This is a genomic window from Lysobacter sp. P5_B12, assembly GCF_056400425.1.
The window spans coordinates 362,565-382,525 of record NZ_JBFULG010000002.1 but is presented as its reverse complement, the minus strand read 5'-3'; the positions used below and the strand labels follow the sequence as shown (position 1 = coordinate 382,525).

Sequence of the window (19,961 nt, the reverse complement as noted above, 5' to 3'; positions counted from 1 at the left end):
CGCATGATCACTGCCGCGCGACCATGGTCAACCCGCTGTACGACACCGTGCCGACCAACTTGATGTAGTAGGTTCCGGCTTGCGGCGAAGTGATGCGGATGGTCTCGGAGTTCCCCGTGCGCACGGAGCGGAACTGGTACGACGCCGCGCTCGGAGCGGCATTGAAGCTGACGTACATCGACGCATCGCCGATGCCGCCGAAACTCATGAACGAAACCGGCACGCCCGCCTGCGCGACGAACTTGTACAACACCTCGCCACCGGTCGGCGCGCCTTGCGCCGGGGCATTGACGTTGTTGAACAACTCGATCGCGTCCAGGCACGTCTGCGTTTGCGGGTTGCACGGCGGTTGCAGGGCATTGGCCAGCGCACGGCTCGCGTCGAGGAGGCCGACGCCGATCGGCTGCAGCGCGGGAATCCCCACCGGGAACGCACGCGCGCTGCGCTTCAACAGCGCTTCCATCGCGGCGGGCGTCAGCGGCGCGCGGCCTGCGCCGACCACCGCGCTTTGCACGAGGGCGACCGTCGCGCTGACATGCGGTGCCGCCATCGAGGTGCCCGCCATGTAGTAGTACGCCGGGCCCGTCACCGGATCCAGGTTCGGCGCGGTGCGGCTGCTGTTGCCGGCCTGCAGGATGTAGCCCTTGGGAAGGCCGTCCGCCGTCGGGTCGCCGCCCGGCGCCGCGATGTCGACGATCGCACCGTAGTTCGAATACGACGCCTTGCCGCCGTTGACGCGCGAAGCGCCCACAGTGATCACGTTCTGGCAATTGGCAGGCGAATACAGCGACGAATCGTCCGCGGAATTGCCGGCGGCGACCACCACCGTGACACCGCGCGCGACGGCGCCGTTGATCGCGTCCTGCGTATAGGTTTCGCACGGGCCGAACCCGCCGAGGCTGAGGTTGATCACTTCGGCCGGCGTGGGGTTGTTCGGCACGCCGGCGACCGAACCGCCGGACGCCCAGGTGATCGCATCGGCGATGTCGGAGGTGTAACCGCCGCAGCGGCCCAGCACGCGGACCGGCAACACCTTCGCGTTGTGCGCGATGCCGGCGACACCGATGCCGTTGTTGGTCACCTCGCCGATCGTGCCGGCGGTGTGGCTGCCGTGCCAGCTGCTGTCCTTCGGACCGGTGTACGGGCCGCAGTCGTCGGTTTCGGTGAAGTTGCCGTTGGCGTAATCGCCCATGTCGAGCGCGCCGGGGGCGCGGTCGTCGGTGGCGCGGCGCGAGACGAAGGCATCGCTGATGAAATCGTAGCCGGGCAGCAGGTTCGCGTTGAGATCCGGATGCGGCACCACGCCGGTGTCGATGTCCGCGACGACGACGCCGTCGCCCTTGGAGGTGTCCCAGGCCACGTCGGCGCGCATGCCGCCGATCTCGTTGTACAGGTTCCACTGATCGGCGATGTAGGGATCGTTGAAATCCCACCATGCGGTCGGGTGCATCATGCGATCGACTTCGACGCTCTGCACGGTCGGATCGGCCTTGAGCTGCGCGACGATGCTGTTCAATTCCGCCTGGTTGAGCATGCGGCCGACGCGCATCAGGTCGCGCCCGTTCCTGAGCGCGCGCAGGCGCATGGCACGCAGCGGCGCCGTCGTCTTCCCCACGCTCGGCGTGCGCAGGTTCGCACGCGCCGCGGCCGCTTCGACGATGGCGCGTTTGCGCGCGTAGTCGGTGGGAACGACCACGTTGGCGCGGTAACTCACGATCAAGCGCGCGGAGTTGCGGGTGGTCGTTCCCGCAACCTGCATCGGCATGACCTTGGGCTTGGCGACGACCGCGGCGTGCGTGGTCGGACTGGATGCGGCGATGGCCAGCAAGGCCAGCACGCGGGTGATGTGTTGGATCTTCATGATTGCTGCTTCCTCGAATGGATGCTTACCAACCGAAACCGGCACCGACGCCGATCGAACTGTCCTCGCCGCTCACCGCACCGCCGATGGTCAACGTCGCGCGATCGCTGATCGCACGCTGGTAGCCGATCGACAGCGCGGCTTCGCCGCCTTGCGCGCCGACGCCGACGCCGACGCGGTTGGGCGTGCGCACGCCCGCGGCGCTCACCGCCATGTTGAGCATCGCCGCGCTCATCGCACCCTGGCGTTCGATGCGCTGGTCCTGTTTGCCGAGGCGATGTTCGACATCGGTGCGCAGCTGCGAGAGGTTGTCGTCCCACGCCGCGAAGCGCGCATCGGTGTAGGCGTTGGCCGAATGCAGGGTTTGGGTTGCGGTGGAGTTCGCATAGGTGCGCGCGGACGCAAGGGTTGCCGCGTCGCCCGCATCGGCGACGGCCTTCGCCTGCGTCACGGCCGTGTCGACCACGCCGGATACCTGCTGGTCGGTGTAGGTGTTGGCCTGCGTCACCGCGGTATCGACGGCATTGGTGGCCACGTTCAATGCGGTGTCCGCCGTGGCCTGCGCGGTGCCTGCTGCGCTCAGCGCAAGATCCGCAGTCGACTGCGCGTTGTTCGCGGCGGCCAGCGCGGTGTCGGCCTTGGTGTCGACGGCCTGCAACTGGTCGAGATTGACCGCATCGGTGCCTTGCGTGCCTGCGGCCACGTTGGTGATCTGGCGATCGACCGCCGAATGCACGTCACCGGTGACTTCGTCGGTCCAGTCCGCGGAGGCGCCGACCGAAACGCTGTCTGCACGATCCGCCACCGAACCCGCGCCGAGCGCAACGCTGTTGGTGCCCGTGCTGGTCACTTGTGCGAAGTGCCCGATCGCGACGCCGCGGTCGGTCTGTGCCCAGGCGTTCGCGCCGACGGCCACGCTGCCGGTGTTGCGCGCCCAGGCGTTGTAACCCAGGGCTGCGCCTTCCCAGTTCGCGCCGGATTCGGCGCCCACCGCCGTGCCATTGACGACGATGCCGCCGATGTCGGCGTGTTCGTCGTTCCAATCGGTCACTGTCGAGCGATAGCCGACCGCGGTGTTGCCGTCGCCGTTGGCGAAGGAATACGAACCCAGCGCAGTGGCGGCGACACCAGTGGCATTCGAAGTCGAGCCGAGGGCCGTGCCGAAGAAATCCGTCGTCAGCGCCGCGTTGCCGATGGCGGCGCTTTCCCAGCCACCGGCTACGCTGAAGGAGCCGATCGCCATCGCGAACGGTGAGGTCGTGCTCGAATTGCCGCCGATGGCCATGCTGTAGAAGCCCATCGCGTGGGTGTTGGCACCGATCGCAACCGCACCGGAGCCTTCGGACCAGCTCATCGTCCCCAGCGCGACGCCGAACCCGTAGTCGGTCCGCGCACCGGCGCCGACCGCCGTGGTCGCCACGTCGTTGGCCTGCGTGTAATAGATCGTGCCGTCCCATGCGACGTAGGCGCCGCCGATCGCCGTCGCGCTGGCAGCGGCGGCGTAGCTGTTCGATCCCATCGCCAAGGCGTTTTCGCCGAGCGCGGTGGCATTGAAACCGAAGGCGCTGGCCCAGTTCGCGAACGACAACGCACCGGCGCCGAAGGAAGAAGCGCCATTCCCGATGGCGTTGGACGACTCGCCGCCGGCGGTGGCTTCCTCGCCTTCGACATAAGCACCGGCATCGTCGGCCGGATCGGTGCGGCCGGTGGCGTCGAATTTCGACTGCGCCAGCGCCGGCAGCGCGCTGCCGAACAGGATCGTGCCCAGCGCCATGGCGAGCGCCTTGGTGGCTTTGCGCGAGAGCGGCCGCGGCGCGATCTCGGGCGCCGGGCGGAAAGAGGTGTTCATCGACGTGTTTCCCCAGGTGTGATTGCAGACGCACGGGCAAGGCCGTGTCCGCCGAACTCTGGGGAACGGGGTGGGCGAAGTCATCCACGGTTTGTTCGCAAAACTTCGCCAGATTTCGCAGAATGCAGGCGCAGGCCTCGGGGAGGGGAAGCGTGATCAGTCGTTCCTGGCTAGCCGTGTCCGCGTGGCTCGAAGACGTGCCGATCAGCGATCCGGTCGACCGCAAGAACGCGCCGTTCATGCAGTTGGTCCTGCTGTTCTTCGGCGTGTACCTGCCGCTGAATTTGTATCACTACCTGTTCGTGTCGGGCTTCGTGGCGCGTTCGCCCGCCGTTTCGACGTGGCTCAACGCGACCACCGACGTGGCGATCATCTTCTCGGCATGGATCGGGATCTGGCTGATCCGCCGTGGCCAGCTCCGTCGTGCGGTGATCGGCTTCCTGGCGGCGGTCCTGGTGTCGCTGACCGTGGTGTTCCTGCAAACCGGATTGCGCGGCCTGGTGATCGACACGACCTATCCGGTGCTGTGCCTGGTCATCGGCGGCCTGGTGCTCGGGCGCGGTGCGTTGTGGAAAGTGTTCGCGTCGCTCGTGGCGATGCTTGCGCTCGGTGCACTCGTCGATACGTTCCGCCCGGCAGTTGCGCCCACCACCGCATACGCGCCGAACTGGGCGATGTCCGCGTTCCTGCTGTACGTGATGATCACGATCGTGCTCGATCGCACCATCCGCGCACTGCGCGGCAGCCTGGACGAAAGCGAGCGCAAGAGCCGTGCGCTCGCGGACGCGAACCAGCGCCTGCACCGCGAAATGGCCGAGCGCGAACGCGCGCAGGCGCAACTGATCCACGCGCAGAAGCTGGAAGCGGTCGGGCGCGTGGCCAGCGGCGTCGCGCACGATTTCGACAACGTCCTCAACGTCGCGCTCGGCTATGCCGTGGGCCGCGAACGCATCGCCGACCGCGGCGCGCCGGCATTGATCGACGCACTCGAGGGCGTGGAGCTGTCGGTGCGTCGAGCGCTGTCGATCAGTCGCAAGTTGCTCAACTTCAGTCGGCAGGATCTCAGCCGGCCGGAAGTGTTCGACGCGGTTGCGGCGCTACGCGAACTGCAACCGATGCTGCGCCAGTTGTTCGGTGCGGCGACGCGCGTCTCACTCGACATGGCGGACGAAACGCTGCACGTGCGCATGGATCGCGGGCAGTTCGAGTTGATGGCGCTGAACATCGCGGCGAATGCGCGCGACGCGATGCCCGACGGCGGACGCTTCACGGTGAGCGCGAAGCGTTCGCACGAGGCCATCGAACTCACGTTTTCCGACAGCGGCGGCGGCATGCCGGATGCGGTGCGCGAACGCGTCTTCGAACCGTTCTACACCACCAAGCCCGCGGGAAGCGGGACCGGCCTGGGCCTGGCGGTGACGCAGGATCTGATCCAGCAACTGGGCGGTTCGATCCGCGTGGCAAGCAGCGACGCGAACGGCACGACGTTCGCGATCCGGTTGCCGCGCGTCGAGGACTAGCTCGAAGCTGCGAACAGGAACCCGACGCCGCGCGTCGCCACCAACGGCAGCGTCGTGCCGGCCTGCACCTCGGCCTTGCGCCGCAGGCGATGCACCAACGCATCGAGCCGGCGTGCATCGAAGTCGCGATCGCTCCCGGCCAGCGCCGTCACCAATGCTTCCCGTTCGACCGGTTCTCCGGCCGCGGCAAACAACAGTTGAAGCACGCAGCGTTCCGGCGCCGTCAGTGCCAGCAACGTGCCATTGGGTGCGACCAGGCACCAGTCGTTGGTCTCCAGCCGCCAGCGACCCGGCTCGGCCGGTGCGACGTTCGCCGACGTCGATGTCGACGTCATCCGCCGCGAAAGACTGTGCAGCGTGGCCGCCAGCACTTCGCCGTCGACCGGCTTGGCCAGGAAGGCATCGGCACCATTGGACAGTGCGCGCACATGCTTGTCGGCGCCGCTGCTCGCGGTGAGCATGACGATGCCGAGGCCGGGCAGGGACGCGCGCAGATGTTGGATGACCTCCAGGCCGTCTTCGTCCGGCAGGCCCATGTCGAGCAGCACGATGTCGAACGTCTTTCCGACCATCCGACGATAGAGCTCGGCCGCGGTCGCCGCGCCCGCGACATCGAAACCGTAGTCGCGCAAGGTGGGCAGCAGGAACGATTCCCGCAACGCGTCGTCGTCTTCGAGCACCGCGACGCGAACGAGGACGCGCGCGGCGTCATTCATCGGCTGGTGGGTGGGTTTGATGGTCGTCGCCAAGGGTCGAACGCTGGGTGTCCGATGGCCGCAGGGTAGCGTAAAAACCGCCCTCAGATATTCGCGTCCTCGGGCGGCGCGCTGCTGCCCAGCGGCGCGGAGCCGCCGGCATTGTGATCGCTCGCGGGCCGTTCCATGCCGACCAGATACGAGGTCATCGACAGGGAGCCGAACGCATACCCGTCGACCAATACCTCCAGTGGTTGCCGCGTCTGCGCACCGAAGCCGGCGATGTAAAGGAAGGGCAGGAAGTGTTCGGGCGTCGGCGCGACGCGCAGGAAATCCGCGTCGCCGACGAGCGACGCAGCGCGATCCGGCGCGGAGGTCGCAATCTCGATGGCCTTCTCGTTGAACCGTTTCGCCCAGTCGAAACCTGCGTCCTTCGCGTTGCGATCCATCGCACGCAGGTTGTGCACGACATTGCCGCTGCCCATCACCAGCACGCCGCGTTCGCGCAAGGCCGCGAGCTTCGCGCCCAACGCGAGGTGATGGTCGGCAGGCTTGGCGGCATTGATCGACAGCTGCACGACGGGAATGTCGGCATCCGGGAATGCGTGCACCAGCACCGACCACGTACCGTGGTCCAGGCCCCAGCTGTCGTGGTCGGCGCCGACGTATTCCGGATGCACGGCGTCGGCGACTTCCTCGGCGAGTTCCGGCAAACCCGGCGCCGGGTATCGCACGTCGAACAAGGCCTGCGGGAAGCCGAAGAAATCGTGGATGGTTTTCGGGCGTGCCATCGCCGTCACCGCGGTGGCGTTGACGTACCAGTGCGCGGAGACCATCAGGATCGCGCGCGGCCGGGGCACGCATGTGCCGACCGCACGCCATGCATCGGAGTAGCGGTTGCGTTCGAGGGCATTCATCGGGCTGCCATGGCCGAGGAAGACCGCGGGCATCTGCATGTTGTCTGCCATGTCGAACCCTCCGCCCTGCGCCAACCGCTTGCTCAGTCGTTCGTGACCGCCGCGACCGTGAGGCGCGTCGTGCGTCCGCCCGGCAGCGCCCACTGGATCGTCTGCCCGACGCGCAGGCCCAGCAAGGCCGCGCCGACGGGCGCGAGGATCGACACGCGGCCCGCGGCGAAATCCGCGTCGCGCGGATAGGCCAGCGTCAGCGCATGTTCGTCGCCCGTGGTTTCATCGATGCAGCGCACCTGCGAACCCATCCTGACGACGCCCTCGGGCATCTGGTCGGGCTCGCGATATTCCGCGCGCGCCAATTCGGCTTCGAGGTCGTGGGCGACATCGTCGGCCTGCGCCGATGCCAGCAAGGCTTCCAGTCGGGAAGCGTCCTTTGTCGATACAACGATGTTCGGCGTCGCAGCCACGGCAAATCTCCGGAACGTAAAAAAGAGGCAGCGGCCTTCGCCCTGCCTCGACAATGCACCCAACGTAGTCCGGCGCGCGCGAAAGGTCAACGCGACGGCTGAGTTCGCGCGCGACAACACGCCTCATACACGGAGTCGGTCGGAAGGTACGGGGATCGAAAGGAAACCCCCATGGCCTCCACGTCGGTCGATCCGATACGCCCCGCGCCACCGCACCCGGCGCACRCCTTTTTCCTCGCCGCGATGGTGTCGCCCTTCCTCGGCGCGGTGCTGAGCGATTACGCGTATACGAAGACGTACGAAATGCAGTGGAGCAACTTTTCTTCGTGGTTGCTCGCAGGCGGCCTGGTGTTCGGCGCGCTGGCGATCGTTTGCGCGCTCCTGGATTTCGCGCGCGCTGCGGGCCGTCGTCGTCGTGGTCTGCAGTCCCTCGCGCTGCTCGTGCTGGTGGCGACGTGGGTGATCGGATTGATCGACGCGTTCGTGCATGCCAGGGATGCGTGGGCGGTCATGCCGATGGGATTCGTGCTTTCGATCGTCGTGCTCGCACTCGCGCTCATCGCGACCTGGTTGGGATTCGCGCGTTTCGACCGGAGCCTGAGTCCATGAGTCGCGTCGTGTTTTCCCTCGTCGTGCTCTCTGCGACCGTGATGACCGCGTGCGGCGGCGGCAACGACCCCGACGTCGCGCAAGTCGGGCCGAACCCGAAGCTGCCCGAACAACAGGGCGGGCTGCTTCCCGACATGAAGATCGCCAACCCCGCGCAGTGGGGCAACGCGCGGCCGACGGTTCCGGCCGGTTACACGATCACGGCCATCGCCACCGATCTCGCGATTCCGCGCCAGACCCTGATCCTGCCCAACGGCGACATCCTCGTGGCCGAAGGACGCGGTGGTGCGGGCGAACCCAAGTTGCGCCCCAAGGACATCATCGCCGGCTACATCAAGGCGAAGGGCACCACGCATGTGAAAGGCGGCAATCGCCTCACGCTGCTGCGCGACGCGGACGGCGACGGCAAATACGAACTCAAGACGATCTTCGCCGGCGACCTCAACGCGCCCTATGGGCTCGCGCTCGTCGGCGCGCGGTTGTACGTCGCCAACCAGGATTCGCTGGTCCGGTTCGATTACCACGACGGGCAAACGCGCGCGAGCGCGCCGCCGGTCAAGCTCACCGACTTGCCGTCGGCGGTCAACCATCACTGGACCAAATCCCTCGCGGCGAGCGCGGATGGTCGCTTGCTTTACGTGGGCATCGGATCGAACAGCAACATCACCGAGCGCGGCATGTCGCTCGAAGCCGACCGCGCGCGCATCTGGGAAGTGGATGCGACGACGGGCGCGCATCGGCCGTACGCGACCGGCCTGCGCAATCCCACGGCGCTGGCGATCCAACCGGGGACCGGGCGCTTGTGGACCGTCGTGAACGAACGCGACGAGCTCGGCCCGAACCTCGTGCCCGATTATCTGACTTCGGTGCGCGAAGGCGGCTTCTACGGTTGGCCTTACAGCTACTGGGGCCACAACGTCGATCCGCGCGTGCAACCGCCGGATCCGAAGAAAGTCGCCTCCGCGATCGTTCCCGACTATGGCCTTGGATCGCATGTCGCCGCACTCGGCGTCGCGTTTTCGAAGCCGTCGATGGGTGCGCAATTCGCCGATGGTGTGTTCGTCGGCGAGCACGGCAGTTGGAACCGCCACGATCCGGTGGGTTACAAGGTCGTCTTCGTGCCGTTCCGCGACGGGCGCCCGTCGGGCGCGCCGATCGACTTCGTCACAGGATTCCGCGGCGGCGACGGCATGACGCGCGGCCGGCCGGTCGGCGTGAGCGTGGATCCGCGCGGCGCATTGATTGTCGCCGACGATCTGTCCAACACGATCTGGCGCGTGGTGCCGGCGCACTGAGTGCGTCAGATCTCCACGCGCGATCCCAACTCGATCAAGCGCGTGCCCGGGATGCGGAAGAAATCCGTCGCCGGCGTCGCGTTGCGATGCAGGAACCGGAACACGTTGTCGCGCCAGGTCGGCATGCCGTGCCGCCGGGCAGCGACCACCGATTCGCGGCTGGCGAAATAGGTCGTGTCCATCGGGTCGAAGACCGGGCCGCCGGCATCGGTCGAACGCATCAGCGCCATCGGGACGTCCGGCGTTTCCATGAAGCCGAAGCGCACGGTGGCCTGGTGGAAGTCTTCGCCGATGGTGTGCAGTTGCAGGCGGTCGGCCGGCGCCACATGCGGGACTTCGAGCGTTTCCACCGTCAGCAACACGTTGCGTTCGTGCAGCACCTTGTTGTGCTTGAGGTTGTGCAGCAAGGCCTTCGGCACGAGATTGGCCTGCGTGGTGAGGAACACCGCGGTGCCCGGCACGCGCAAGGGCGGGGCGAGCATCAGGCCCGGCAGGAACGTGTCGAGCGTGGGCCCTTCTTCGCGCATCTGCGCATTCAACAACTGGCGACCGCGCGACCACGTCCGCAGCAGCACGAAGACGGCGACGCCGAGCAACAGCGGGAACCACGCGCCATCCAGGAACTTGACCAGGTTCGCCGACAGGAACGCGACGTCGACGAGCACGAACAGGGCCGCCAACGGCCAGAACACCGCGTGCGGCATCGAAGCGCGATGGCGCACGGCGACGATGAGCAGGATGCTGGTGATCAGCATCGTGCCGGTGACCGAAACACCGTACGCCGTCGCCAGGGCGGTCGAATTGCCGAAGGCCAGCACCGTGCCGATCGTGCACAGCATCAGCAGCCAGTTGATCGACGGAATGTAGATCTGCCCGATCGTCGCGTGCGAGGTGTGGCGGATGTCCATGCGCGGCAGGTAGCCGAGCAGGATGGCCTGGCGCGTGGCCGAGTACGCGCCGCTGATGACGGCCTGGGACGCGATGACCGTCGCGAGAGTCGCCAGCACCACCATCGGCAACTGCGCCCACCCCGGAACGCCGAGGTAGAAGGGATTTGCGACCGCGCGCGCGTCGTGGAGCAGCAGTGCGCCCTGGCCCAGGTAGTTGATCGTCAGCGCGGGCAACACGAGCAAGTTCCATGCGTACTGGATCGGCCGCCGTCCGAAGTGACCCATGTCCGCGTACAAGGCTTCGCCGCCCGTCACGGCCAGGACCACTGCGCCGAGGATGAACATGCCGTGCGGCCCGTGATCGAGGAAGAAGCGCATGCCCCACCAGGGATTGAGCGCGCGCAACACATCGGGATGACCGGCGATGTTGGACACGCCGATCGCCGCGAGTGCGAGGAACCACGCGACGATCACGGGACCGAACGCCTTGCCGACACCCTCGGTGCCGAAGCGCTGCGTTGCGAACAGGACGACTAACACGCCGATGGTCAGCGGCAACACCCAATGCGAGAACGCCGGCGTCGCCACCTGCAGGCCCTCGACCGCGGACAACACCGAGATCGCCGGCGTCAGCACGCCGTCGCCGAAGAACAGTGCAGCGCCGAACACCCCGAGGATGCCGACGACATACGCGGCGCGCGAGGTCTTCGACAGGGAGCGTTGCGCCAGCGCGGTGAGGGCCATGATGCCGCCTTCGCCGTTGTTGTCCACGCGCATAATCACGGCGACGTACTTGACGGTGACGACGATCACCAGCGACCAGAACACCAGGGACAGAATCCCGAGCACCGTCGCCACGTCGGGCGTCAGTCCGTAGTGCGGCGAGAAGGCTTCCTTGATCGTGTACAGCGGGCTCGTGCCGATATCGCCGAACACCACGCCGATGGCGCCGAGCAGCAGGGTGCCGAAGCGGGATCGCGACGTGGGTTGCTGCGCTTGCGGGAGGGTGGTGGTGTTCATCGGGGGGGCCTGGCCTCGTGCCGCCAGTGTTCGTCCGAAGGGCGTCACGGCTGAATCCCCTGGGCCCGTCGCCGGCATCAATTCTTCGTCAATTCTCGATGCCGCCCGCTGCACCGGCCGCCTGCAAGCGCCACAATCCCGCCATGCCCAGCGCCCAGGCCCGCAAGCGCGATTCACGTGGTTACGTCCTGGCCGTGCTCGGCACGGCCGTCGGCGTTGGCGTGGCCGCATTGGCCGAACGTTTCCTGGGCATCGACGACCTCTCGCTGGTCTTCATGCTGGTCGTCCTGCTGGTCGCCGCGCGCACCCACACCGGCCCCGCCGCGCTCGCGGCCTTGCTCTGCTTCCTGGCGTACAACTTCTTTTTCATCGCGCCGCGTTATTCGCTTTACATCGATGCACAGCACGGCATCGCGACGGTCGTGTTGTTCCTCGCCGCAGCCCTGATCGCCGGGCGCATGGCCGCGCGCCTGGCGATGCAGGTCGACGCCTTGCGCACGACGGGGCGGCACATCGCCGCACGCCAGGAACTCTCGCAACGCCTGGGCATGGCGAACGACGAGAACGCGATCCTGCAGGCCGCGCATCATGCGTTCGAGGGAAGCCTCGACGCGGAAACCTGGGTGCGCACCGAATCGCCGGACGAAGCGCGCGTGGGCATCGGCAGCGGTACCGACGACCATGGCTGGTGGTTCCTGCCGTTGCAATCGGCCGAAGGCGTGCTCGGCACCATCGGAATCAAGTTGCGCGATCCGGTCGCCGACATCGACGACGGCCAGCGCGCCCTCGCGCGTGCGATGGCGAACGACGTCGCGCAGGCCTTGCTTCGCGTTCGCCTCGCCGCGGCGGTGGAATCCCAACGCATGGAAGTGGAACGGGAACGGCTGCGCAGCGCATTGCTGTCGTCGGTCTCGCACGACCTGCGCACGCCGCTGTCGGCGATGATCGGTGCGGCCGATACGCTGGCGTTGTATGGCGATGCGATGGGCGACCAGGACCGGCGCAGCCTGGTCGACACGGTTCGCGAAGAAGGGCTGCGGCTGGAGCGCTTCATCCGCAACCTGCTCGACATGACGCGCGTGGGGCACGGCATCGCTCCGAAACGCGACTGGATCGGCGTCGACGAATTGATCGGGGCCGCGATCGGCCGCCTGCAACGCAGTCATCCGGGCGTGCGCGTGGACGTCGCGGTCGCGGGCGACATCGGCCCGGTGTGGGTGCAGCCCGCGCTGATCGAGCAGGCGTTGTTGAACGTGCTCGACAATGCGGCGGGATTTTCGCCACCAAGTGCGCCGGTACGCGTCGATGCGCGTGAAGTGCCGGGTCATGACGGTACGCGCGCGCTGCGCATCGATGTGACGGACGCGGGCCCCGGCATTCCCGCGGACGAACGCGAGCGCGTTTTCGATCTGTTCTACAGCGTCGCGCGCGGGGACCGCGAGCGCGAAGGCACCGGCCTCGGGCTGGGGATCAGCCGCGGCATGGTGGCGGCGCATGGCGGTACGCTTGTCGCACTCGATGGCATCGATGGGCGCGGCACGACGATGCGCATCACCCTGCCATTGCTGCAACCCGTCAAGGCGACGTCGGCATGAACACCGCTGCCCGCATCCTGGTCATCGACGACGAACCGCAGATCCGCCGTTTCCTCGACATCAGCCTGCGCGCCCAGGGCTACCAGGTGCTGCACGCAGCGGACGCGCACGCGGGCCTGGAAGCGCTCGCCACGCAAGGCGTCGACCTGGTGATCCTCGACCTCGGGTTGCCCGATCGCGATGGGCTGCAGGTCCTGGCCGATCTGCGCGAATGGTCGAAGGTCCCGGTCCTCGTCCTGACCGCGCGCGACGACGAAGCGGAAAAAGTCACCGCGCTGGATGCCGGCGCGAACGACTACGTCACCAAGCCCTTCGGCGTGCAGGAGTTGATGGCGCGCCTGCGCGCGTTGTTGCGGACCCAGGCATTGCCGGAAGGTGCGCTGCCGCCGGTCTTCGACGATGGCGTGCTGCAAGTGGATCTCGCGCGCCGCGAAGTGCGCCTGCACGGTGAACTCATCGCCCTGTCGCGCAAGGAATATGCGCTGCTCGCGTTCCTGGTCAGGCATGCAGGGCGCGTGGTCACCCAGCCGCAACTGTTGCGCGAGATCTGGGGCCCGACGCACCAGCAGGACGCGCATTACCTGCGCGTCCTGCTTGCAAAGCTGCGCCAGAAACTCGGCGATGACGCCGCGCATCCGCGCTGGCTCGCGACCGAGCCCGGGGTCGGGCTCCGGTTCGTCTCACCGTGACGCGCGGCCCCCGGCGCGCGCGCCACTCGGACACTCAGTTTTCCGTCAACGCCTTGCGCGGCAACTTCTGCGCGCGCATCGCCGCGTTGTAGGCGAACGCGGCCACGATCGCGGAGGCCTGCTTCAGATCCTCCGGCGCGATGTGGTCGAGCACGTCCAGGTCGGTGTGGTGGACGTTGGTGAAGTAGTCCAGGTCGTCCTGCACGAACTGGAAGCCGGGCAGGCCGATATTGTCGAAGGAAATGTGGTCGGTGCTGCCGGTGGTGCGCTGGGTGACGATCGTCGCGCCGACGTCGTTGAAGGGCTTGAGCCACGCTTCGAAAATCGGCGCCGCCGCCATGTTTTCCTGCGCGTACACGCCGCGGATCTTGCCGCCGCCGTTGTCGAGGTTGAAATACGCGGCGAGGTTGCCGTAATCGCGCGTGGGCTGCAGCGTGCCCTTGACCTTGCGCAGCGAGAGCGGCATCGCCTTCTCCTGCGGGTCGGTCGGGTCGGGGTACTTGCCGAAGTGGCGGGACACGTAATCCGCCGAACCCAACAGGCCTTGTTCTTCGCCGGTCCACAGCGCGACGCGGATCGTGCGATCCGGCTTCGCGCCGACCGCCTTGAGGATGCGCATGGCTTCCATCATCACCGCCACGCCCGCGCCGTTGTCGGCCGCGCCCGTGCCTGCGTGCCAGGAATCCATGTGCGCGCCGATCATCACCACTTCGTTGCGGTGGGGGCCGGTGCCGGGGATTTCGGCGATGGTGTTGTACGCCGGTTGATCGGCGTCGCTGGTGAAATTCGCATCGACGTTGACGCGCAGGCGCACGGTTTCATTGCGGCCGAGCGCGCGCATCACGTTGTTGTAGTTTTCCAGGGACATCGACAGCGACGGCACGCCGACCGATTCGCCCGCCTTGCGCGAACCGCCGCCGGTGACGATCAGGATGCCGTTGTCCCAGCCGCTCGGGCTGATCGCGGCGATCGCGCCTTCGTCGACGAGGAACTGGTTGAGCAGCGGGGTGAATTCGATGCGCTTGCGGCGGCGTTCGCGCGCTTCTTCGCGGGACTCGGGCGTCTGGTCGGCCGGGACTTCCAGCGACTTCATGGCGCCGAGTGTTTCGTCGGTCTCGCGCGTCCAGTCGGCTTTCTCGCCCGGCTTGTAGGCGCGCGCATCGGCGATGAAGACGATCTTGCCTTTCAGCTTGCCCTTGAACTTTTCAAGGTCCGCCTTCGATTCGAGCTTGGCGGCGAAGGCATCGCCTTCGACCGGACCGTTGGTTCCGGGCGTCCAGGCTTTCGGCAGTGCGTGCAGCGGGAAGGCGCGGGGGCTGAGCATTTCGACGCTGGCCGAGCGGAATTCCCAGCCGCGGCCGAAGGCGTCGGTCATGGCTTCGTCGTGGACGTTCGCCAGGCCCCATTCATTGAACTTCGAGCGGGTCCAGGCGTTGGCCTGCGCCATCGCGGGGGAGTTGGTGAGGCGGGGGCCGATCTGTTCGGTCAGGTGCGTAAGCAGCGGCAGCACCTGCGAATGGGTGAAGGCTTCCTGCCGGATGCGACCTGTCACGGCCAGGTCGATGTTTTCCTCGGCGTGCACACCGCCGACCAGCATGGCGGCCACGGCCGCCACCAGCACTCGCTTCATTGCAATTCCCCTGGGAACCCGGCAAAGCGTCGAGTCTGCCATTGGGGGCGCCGTGGCCGCTGGCCCATCAGTCATGGTGGGCTGGGAAATGGTCACGTATAGCGCCGAGGGGTGCGCAGATGGGTCGTCGGATGGGTTGTGGTCGGCGCCACCAGAATTGCGCGGCGCGCCGCCGCATTGAAGGGCCTCATTGCTCCGCAAGAGCTCACGCTCCGCAATGAGGCCCTCCAACGCGACGACCACCGCGCGTAGCCATTTGTTATGCGCGACAGCAATCTGGTGAGTGTTGTCGTCGCGAATTGATCGCTGCGCGCCTACAGCCAGCACACCAGACGGGCCGGCGCCTCGCCCGTCGAGGACATCGCGAGTCGCGTGGGTGCTGGTCCTCGCAACCGCGATGTCCTCTCTCGGGCATCGGCGCCTTCGCGGCGATTTGACGGGTGAAGCGGCGCAGCGACTGGTTCTACGCCGACTTGCGGGCGCGCTTCTTTGTCGCCTTGCGCGATGTCTTGCGGGCGGGCGACTTGCGCGCGGCTTTCTTCGCCGTCGTGCGTGCGGTCGATTTCTTCGTCGCCGACTTGCGTCCAGTCGACTTCTTCGTCGCGGACTTGCGGGCGGTGGTTTTCTTCGTCGCTTTCTTCACGGCCTTTTTTGTCGTCTTCTTCGCGGGGAATTTCTTCACCGCTTTTTTCGTCGACTTCTTTGTCGCTTTCTTGGCGGCCGTCTTGGTCGCCTTCTTCGCGGTCTTCCGACCCTTCGCGCCGCCGTCCTGTTTGTTGACGGTCGCCCACGCGATGCGTTCGGCCGCGGCGGTCGAGCGGCCTTCCTTCTTTTCCGATTCCTCGATGTGCGCGGCCTGGCGCCGCTGCTTGGGTGAGTACGAAGACTTGTCGCCGCGTGGCATTGCCGTGCCCTCCGGTTTTCGCGTGCGCCTTCTTTAAAACGGCGCGTGTCGCGGGTTCGTGAGGACGATTGGAAGCGGATGCAAGAGGCATCGGTCCCTGCTGCGAATCCGAAGCGTCTCACGCAAGAAATGCCTCGTTCGCTTTTCTCCAGGACACGGCATTAGATGTCAAAACACCGTTCGAAGAGCGACATCATGTCGGATTCCCTGCGCGCCCCGAAGGCACCCCATCCCTTGCGAGCGCTGATCAGATCCTTGCCCCTCGTGCTGGTCCTGTCCGCATGCACGCCGACGCCCGAGGCAGACCCCACGAACACCGACATTCCCGCAGCGAAATCGCAGTCGGTCGCCACCACCGTTTATCCCACGCGCGCCTACTTCGGCGACACGCACGTGCACACCGGCTGGTCCGTCGATGCAGGGACCGAAGGCGTGATCACCACGCCCGAGGATGCCTTCCGCCTGGCGCGCGGCGATGAGATCACGTCGAATACCGGGCGCCCCGCGAAGCTCAAGCGCCCGCTCGACTGGATGGCGATCACCGATCACTCCGACGGCATGGGCACGATCAGCGAAGTCATCGCGCGCAATCCCGAGATGATGGCCGACCCGGTCGTCCGCGGTTGGTCGGATGCGCTGCGCAGCGGCGATGAACATCGCACGCACGAAGCGGCGATGGACCTGATTCGCCACCAGGCCAACGGCCAGACGCCGAAGGTGATGGAAGATCCCAAATGGATGGGCTCGGCATGGGAGAAAACCATCGCCATCGCCGATCGTTACAACGCGCCCGGCAAGTTCACCGCGTTCATCGGTTACGAGTGGACCGTCAACGCCAACGGCGGCAACAACCTGCATCGCAACATCATCTATCGCGACGGCGCCGACAAGGCGAAGCAGATGCTGCCGCTGACCACCTTCGAAAGCCAGGATCCCGAAACGCTGTGGGCGTGGATGGAAGCCTACGAGCACAAGACCGGTGGCAAGGTGCTCGCGATCCCGCATAACGGCAATCTGTCCAACGGCCGCATGTTCGAAGAACAGCGTTTCGATGGCCGTCCGTTGACGCCGGAATACGCGGCCACGCGCGCGCGTTGGGAACGCCTGTTCGAACTGGTGCAGATCAAGGGCCAGAGCGAAAGCCATCCCAGCCTGTCACCGAAGGATGCGTATGCCAATTGGGATCTGTGGGATGCCGGCAACCTGGTCGGCTTGCCCAAGCAGGCCGGCATGTTGCGCACCGAGTATTGGCGCGAAGCCTTGAAGTCGGGCCTGCGGCTGGAACGCCAGCTCGGCGTCAATCCCTTCAAGCTCGGCGCGAATGCGGCGACCGACACGCACACCGGCATGCCCACCGCCGAGGAAGACAATTTCTGGGGCAAGTTCCGCGGCGTCGAGCCCTCGGCCACGCGCTGGGAGCCGACGGTGCTCGGTGCCGGTCCGGCTGCGAAACACGGTTCGGACATGGTGTCGGCGGGCTACATGGGCGTCTGGGCCACCGCGAATACGCGCGAAGCCCTGTGGGATGCGATGCAACGCCGCGAAACCTTCGCGACCACGGGATCGCGCATGACCCTGCGTTTCTTCGGCGGCTTCAACTTCAGCAACGCCGACTTGAAGGATCTCGTCGCGAACGGTTACGCCAGGGGCGTGCCGATGGGCGGCGATCTGTCCGCTTCGCCGCAGCGCGCGAAGGCGCCGACCTTCCTCATCGCGGCGATGAAGGACGCCGACGGCGCGAACCTCGATCGCGTCTCGGTGATCAAGGGCTGGGTGGGTGTCGACGGGCAAACCTACGAAAAGGTGTACGACGTGAAATGGTCGGGCGACCGCAAGCCCGACGCCGCGGGAAACCTGCCCGATGTGGGCAGCACCGTCGACCTGAAGACGGCGACGTACAAGAACACCATCGGCGCACCGGAGCTGGTGACCGCATGGACCGATCCGGATTTCGACCCGCGCGTGCGCGCCGTCTACTACGTGCGCGTGCTCGAAATCCCGACGCCGCGCTGGACCGCCTACGACGTCGTGCGCTTCCATTCGAAGATGCCGGCCTCGGTGCAGATGACGCTGCAGGAACGCGGCTTCACTTCGCCGATCTGGTACACGCCCATCGCGGGAGCCCGATAAGTTGAACGTCCCGCGCCTGCTCCGCGAACCCTTGCTGCACTTCCTCGCCATCGGTGCGTTGCTGTTCGCGGTCAACGCGTTCGTGAACGGGCACGCGGCGAGCGATCCATCGGCGATCGTCGTCGACCAGGCGCAATCCGATGCCCTGGCCGTGCGCTTCGAACGCACTTGGCAACGGCCGCCGACGGAGGAAGAACTGCGGCAATCCATCGAAGCCTGGGTCGAAGACGAAATGCTGTATCGCGAAGGCCTGTCCGCCGGGCTGGATCGCGAAGACGAAGTCGTGCGCCGCCGCGTCGCGCAACGCATGGCCTCGCTCAACGAAGGCATGGCGGCCGCGGTGCCGCAGGACGCCGAGTTGCAGGCCTGGTTGCAGACGCATCCGGCGGCCTATCGCATCGCGCCGCGTTACACCTTGCAGCAGGTGTATTTCGATCCGCGGCGCCGCGGCGCGCGTCTGGATGCCGACGTGCGGGCGGCGCGGGCGCTGTTGTCGCGCGGCATCGATGCATCGCCCGGCGACGCCACGCTGTTGCCGGCCACCGTCGATGCGATGGGCGAAGAAGATCTTGCGGCATTGTTCGGCAGCGCATTCGTGCACGCACTCGGCCGCGCGCCGCTCGGCGAATGGAGCGGGCCGATCGCCTCCGGTTACGGCATGCACCTGGTTCGCGTGGAAGCACGCACACCGGCACGCATGCCGCCATTGGCCGAAGTGCGCGACGACGTGGAGCGCGACTGGTTGCGCGATCGCACGCAACGCGCCGACCGCGCCTATCTCGCGGCGCTGCGCAAGCACTATACCGTCGACATCGACGCGGACCTCGCGCAATCGATCGCCGAGAACGTCAAACGCCTCGCGGCCGACGGTGCCCCGTGATGCGATGGCCGATCCGGTGCATCGTCCTGTTCCTGATCCTCGGTACCTGGTTCGGCATCGCGCACGCCGATACCTTCCGCCCGGCGTACTTCGAACTCCGGCAGGTCGACGCCGAACGTTACGACGTGTTGTGGAAGTTGCCGGCGCTGGATCGCAGCACGCCGATGGCGATGCATGTCCGTTTTCCCGACGGCACGGTGGTCGATGCGCCGCCGCGCAGCGCATTCACGGGTGACGCGATCGTCGAGCAGTGGCGTGTGCACCGGCCGGGCGGCCTGGTGGGGCAGGCGATCGCCTTCGAAGGGCGCGCGACGGGCGCGACGGACATCATCGCGCGCGTGGAATGGGCCGACGGCGCCAGCCAGGTCGAACGCCTCCCGCCGGAACGCACGGCCTTCGTCGTGCAGGCGCCCGCGACGACGAGTCAGGTCGCTTGGTCCTACCTGGTGCTCGGCGTCGAACACATCCTCGGCGGCATCGACCATCTGCTGTTCGTACTCGCGCTGTTGCTGGTGGTGCGCGGCGGCAGGCGGATCGTCGCGACGGTGACGGCCTTCACCGCGGCGCACAGCCTGACGCTCGTCGCCGCGACGCTGGGCTGGGTGCATGTGCCCGGTGCGCCGGTTGAAGCGACGATCGCGCTGAGCATCGTGTTCGTCGCCGCGGAAGTGATCCGCGGGATGCAGGGAAAACCGGGGCTCACGGCGCGCGCGCCGTGGGTGGTCGCGTTCTCGTTCGGGTTGTTGCATGGATTCGGATTCGCCGGCGCGCTGGCAGATGTCGGTTTACCGCAGAAGGCGATTCCCGTCGCGCTGCTGACCTTCAACGTCGGCGTGGAAATCGGGCAGTTGTCGTTCGTCTGCGCGGTACTTGCCATGGTTGCGGCCACGCAACGCTGGATCCGGCGCCTGCCGGCCTGGAGCCATTACGCGCCGGCCTATGCGATCGGCGGTGCCGCGGCGTTCTGGACGATCCAGCGTACAGTGTCGATCTGGGCTTGATTCCAAGGGGAC

At 66.8% G+C, this 19,961-nt stretch carries 16 protein-coding genes; 9 read left to right on the top strand and 7 right to left on the bottom strand.

What is annotated here, in order from left to right:
- Positions 1-7: 7 nt before the first annotated feature.
- Both AC1DOM_RS05240 and AC1DOM_RS05235 read right to left on the bottom strand, forming a co-directional pair.
- The gene (locus AC1DOM_RS05240) at positions 8-1,861 is read right to left on the bottom strand and encodes a S8 family peptidase (RefSeq protein ID WP_498960906.1); all 1,854 of its coding nucleotides are present in this window, start codon (positions 1,859-1,861) and stop codon (positions 8-10) included.
- Between the two features lie 25 nt (positions 1,862-1,886).
- Complete coding sequence (locus AC1DOM_RS05235; protein WP_498960904.1) at positions 1,887-3,710, bottom strand: YadA-like family protein; 1,824 nt, start codon at positions 3,708-3,710, stop codon at positions 1,887-1,889.
- 152 nt (positions 3,711-3,862) lie between these two features.
- Here AC1DOM_RS05235 and AC1DOM_RS05230 point away from each other — a divergent pair, with 152 nt between their 5' ends.
- Complete coding sequence (locus AC1DOM_RS05230; RefSeq protein WP_498960902.1) at positions 3,863-5,230, top strand: sensor histidine kinase; 1,368 nt, start codon at positions 3,863-3,865, stop codon at positions 5,228-5,230.
- Here the strand turns inward: AC1DOM_RS05230 and AC1DOM_RS05225 are convergent.
- The 3 genes from AC1DOM_RS05225 to rnk all read right to left on the bottom strand — a co-directional run bounded on the left by AC1DOM_RS05225 (position 5,227) and on the right by rnk (position 7,306).
- On the bottom strand, positions 5,227-5,946 hold the full coding sequence (locus AC1DOM_RS05225; RefSeq protein ID WP_498960900.1) for a response regulator transcription factor: 720 nt from the start codon (positions 5,944-5,946) through the stop codon (positions 5,227-5,229). The genes AC1DOM_RS05230 and AC1DOM_RS05225 overlap by 4 nt on opposite strands.
- 83 nt (positions 5,947-6,029) lie before the next feature.
- Positions 6,030-6,893 carry a 4,5-DOPA-extradiol-dioxygenase gene (ygiD, locus tag AC1DOM_RS05220; RefSeq protein WP_498960898.1) on the bottom strand — a complete coding sequence of 288 codons (864 nt, stop codon included), beginning with the start codon at positions 6,891-6,893 and terminating at the stop codon, positions 6,030-6,032.
- Positions 6,894-6,925: 32 nt separating this feature from the next.
- Entirely contained in the window at positions 6,926-7,306 is a 381-nt protein-coding gene (gene rnk, locus AC1DOM_RS05215) for a nucleoside diphosphate kinase regulator (RefSeq protein ID WP_498960896.1), read from the bottom strand.
- A 171-nt stretch (positions 7,307-7,477) separates the two neighbouring features.
- Between rnk and AC1DOM_RS05210 the strand changes: the two genes are divergently transcribed.
- Complete coding sequence (locus AC1DOM_RS05210) at positions 7,478-7,915, top strand: DUF2231 domain-containing protein (RefSeq protein ID WP_498960894.1); 438 nt, start codon at positions 7,478-7,480, stop codon at positions 7,913-7,915.
- Between the two features lie 41 nt (positions 7,916-7,956).
- Positions 7,957-9,210, top strand: a complete 1,254-nt coding sequence (locus AC1DOM_RS05205; protein ID WP_498961290.1) for a PQQ-dependent sugar dehydrogenase — start codon at positions 7,957-7,959, stop codon at positions 9,208-9,210.
- Between the two features lie 5 nt (positions 9,211-9,215).
- Here the strand turns inward: AC1DOM_RS05205 and AC1DOM_RS05200 are convergent, their stop codons facing one another.
- The gene (locus AC1DOM_RS05200; RefSeq protein WP_498960892.1) at positions 9,216-11,120 is read right to left on the bottom strand and encodes a potassium transporter Kup; all 1,905 of its coding nucleotides are present in this window, start codon (positions 11,118-11,120) and stop codon (positions 9,216-9,218) included.
- Between the two features lie 143 nt (positions 11,121-11,263).
- Here AC1DOM_RS05200 and AC1DOM_RS05195 point away from each other — a divergent pair, with 143 nt between their 5' ends.
- Together AC1DOM_RS05195 and AC1DOM_RS05190 are read left to right on the top strand one after the other, a co-directional pair.
- Complete coding sequence (locus tag AC1DOM_RS05195) at positions 11,264-12,715, top strand: sensor histidine kinase (RefSeq protein ID WP_498960890.1); 1,452 nt, start codon at positions 11,264-11,266, stop codon at positions 12,713-12,715.
- Entirely contained in the window at positions 12,712-13,404 is a 693-nt protein-coding gene (locus tag AC1DOM_RS05190) for a response regulator (RefSeq protein WP_498960888.1), read from the top strand. Before AC1DOM_RS05195 ends, AC1DOM_RS05190 begins: the two co-directional genes overlap by 4 nt.
- A gap of 34 nt (positions 13,405-13,438) precedes the next feature.
- On the opposite strand, the gene AC1DOM_RS05185 is transcribed toward AC1DOM_RS05190, so the two are convergent.
- Positions 13,439-15,034: a M20/M25/M40 family metallo-hydrolase gene (locus AC1DOM_RS05185; RefSeq protein WP_498960886.1), complete on the bottom strand. Its 1,596-nt coding sequence runs from the start codon at positions 15,032-15,034 to the stop codon at positions 13,439-13,441.
- Positions 15,035-15,474: 440 nt separating this feature from the next.
- On the opposite strand from AC1DOM_RS05185, the gene AC1DOM_RS05180 reads away from it, so the two are divergent.
- The 4 genes from AC1DOM_RS05180 (at position 15,475) to AC1DOM_RS05165 (ending at position 19,949) form a co-directional block, all read left to right on the top strand.
- Complete coding sequence (locus AC1DOM_RS05180) at positions 15,475-15,975, top strand: hypothetical protein (RefSeq protein ID WP_498960884.1); 501 nt, start codon at positions 15,475-15,477, stop codon at positions 15,973-15,975.
- Positions 15,976-16,202: 227 nt separating this feature from the next.
- On the top strand, positions 16,203-18,068 hold the full coding sequence (locus AC1DOM_RS05175) for a DUF3604 domain-containing protein (RefSeq protein WP_498961288.1): 1,866 nt from the start codon (positions 16,203-16,205) through the stop codon (positions 18,066-18,068).
- 1 nt (position 18,069) lies between these two features.
- On the top strand, positions 18,070-18,948 hold the full coding sequence (locus AC1DOM_RS05170) for a peptidyl-prolyl cis-trans isomerase (RefSeq protein WP_498960883.1): 879 nt from the start codon (positions 18,070-18,072) through the stop codon (positions 18,946-18,948).
- Positions 18,948-19,949 carry a HupE/UreJ family protein gene (locus tag AC1DOM_RS05165; protein WP_498960881.1) on the top strand — a complete coding sequence of 334 codons (1,002 nt, stop codon included), beginning with the start codon at positions 18,948-18,950 and terminating at the stop codon, positions 19,947-19,949. The genes AC1DOM_RS05170 and AC1DOM_RS05165 overlap by 1 nt, the downstream gene beginning before the upstream one ends.
- Positions 19,950-19,961 lie beyond the last annotated feature (12 nt).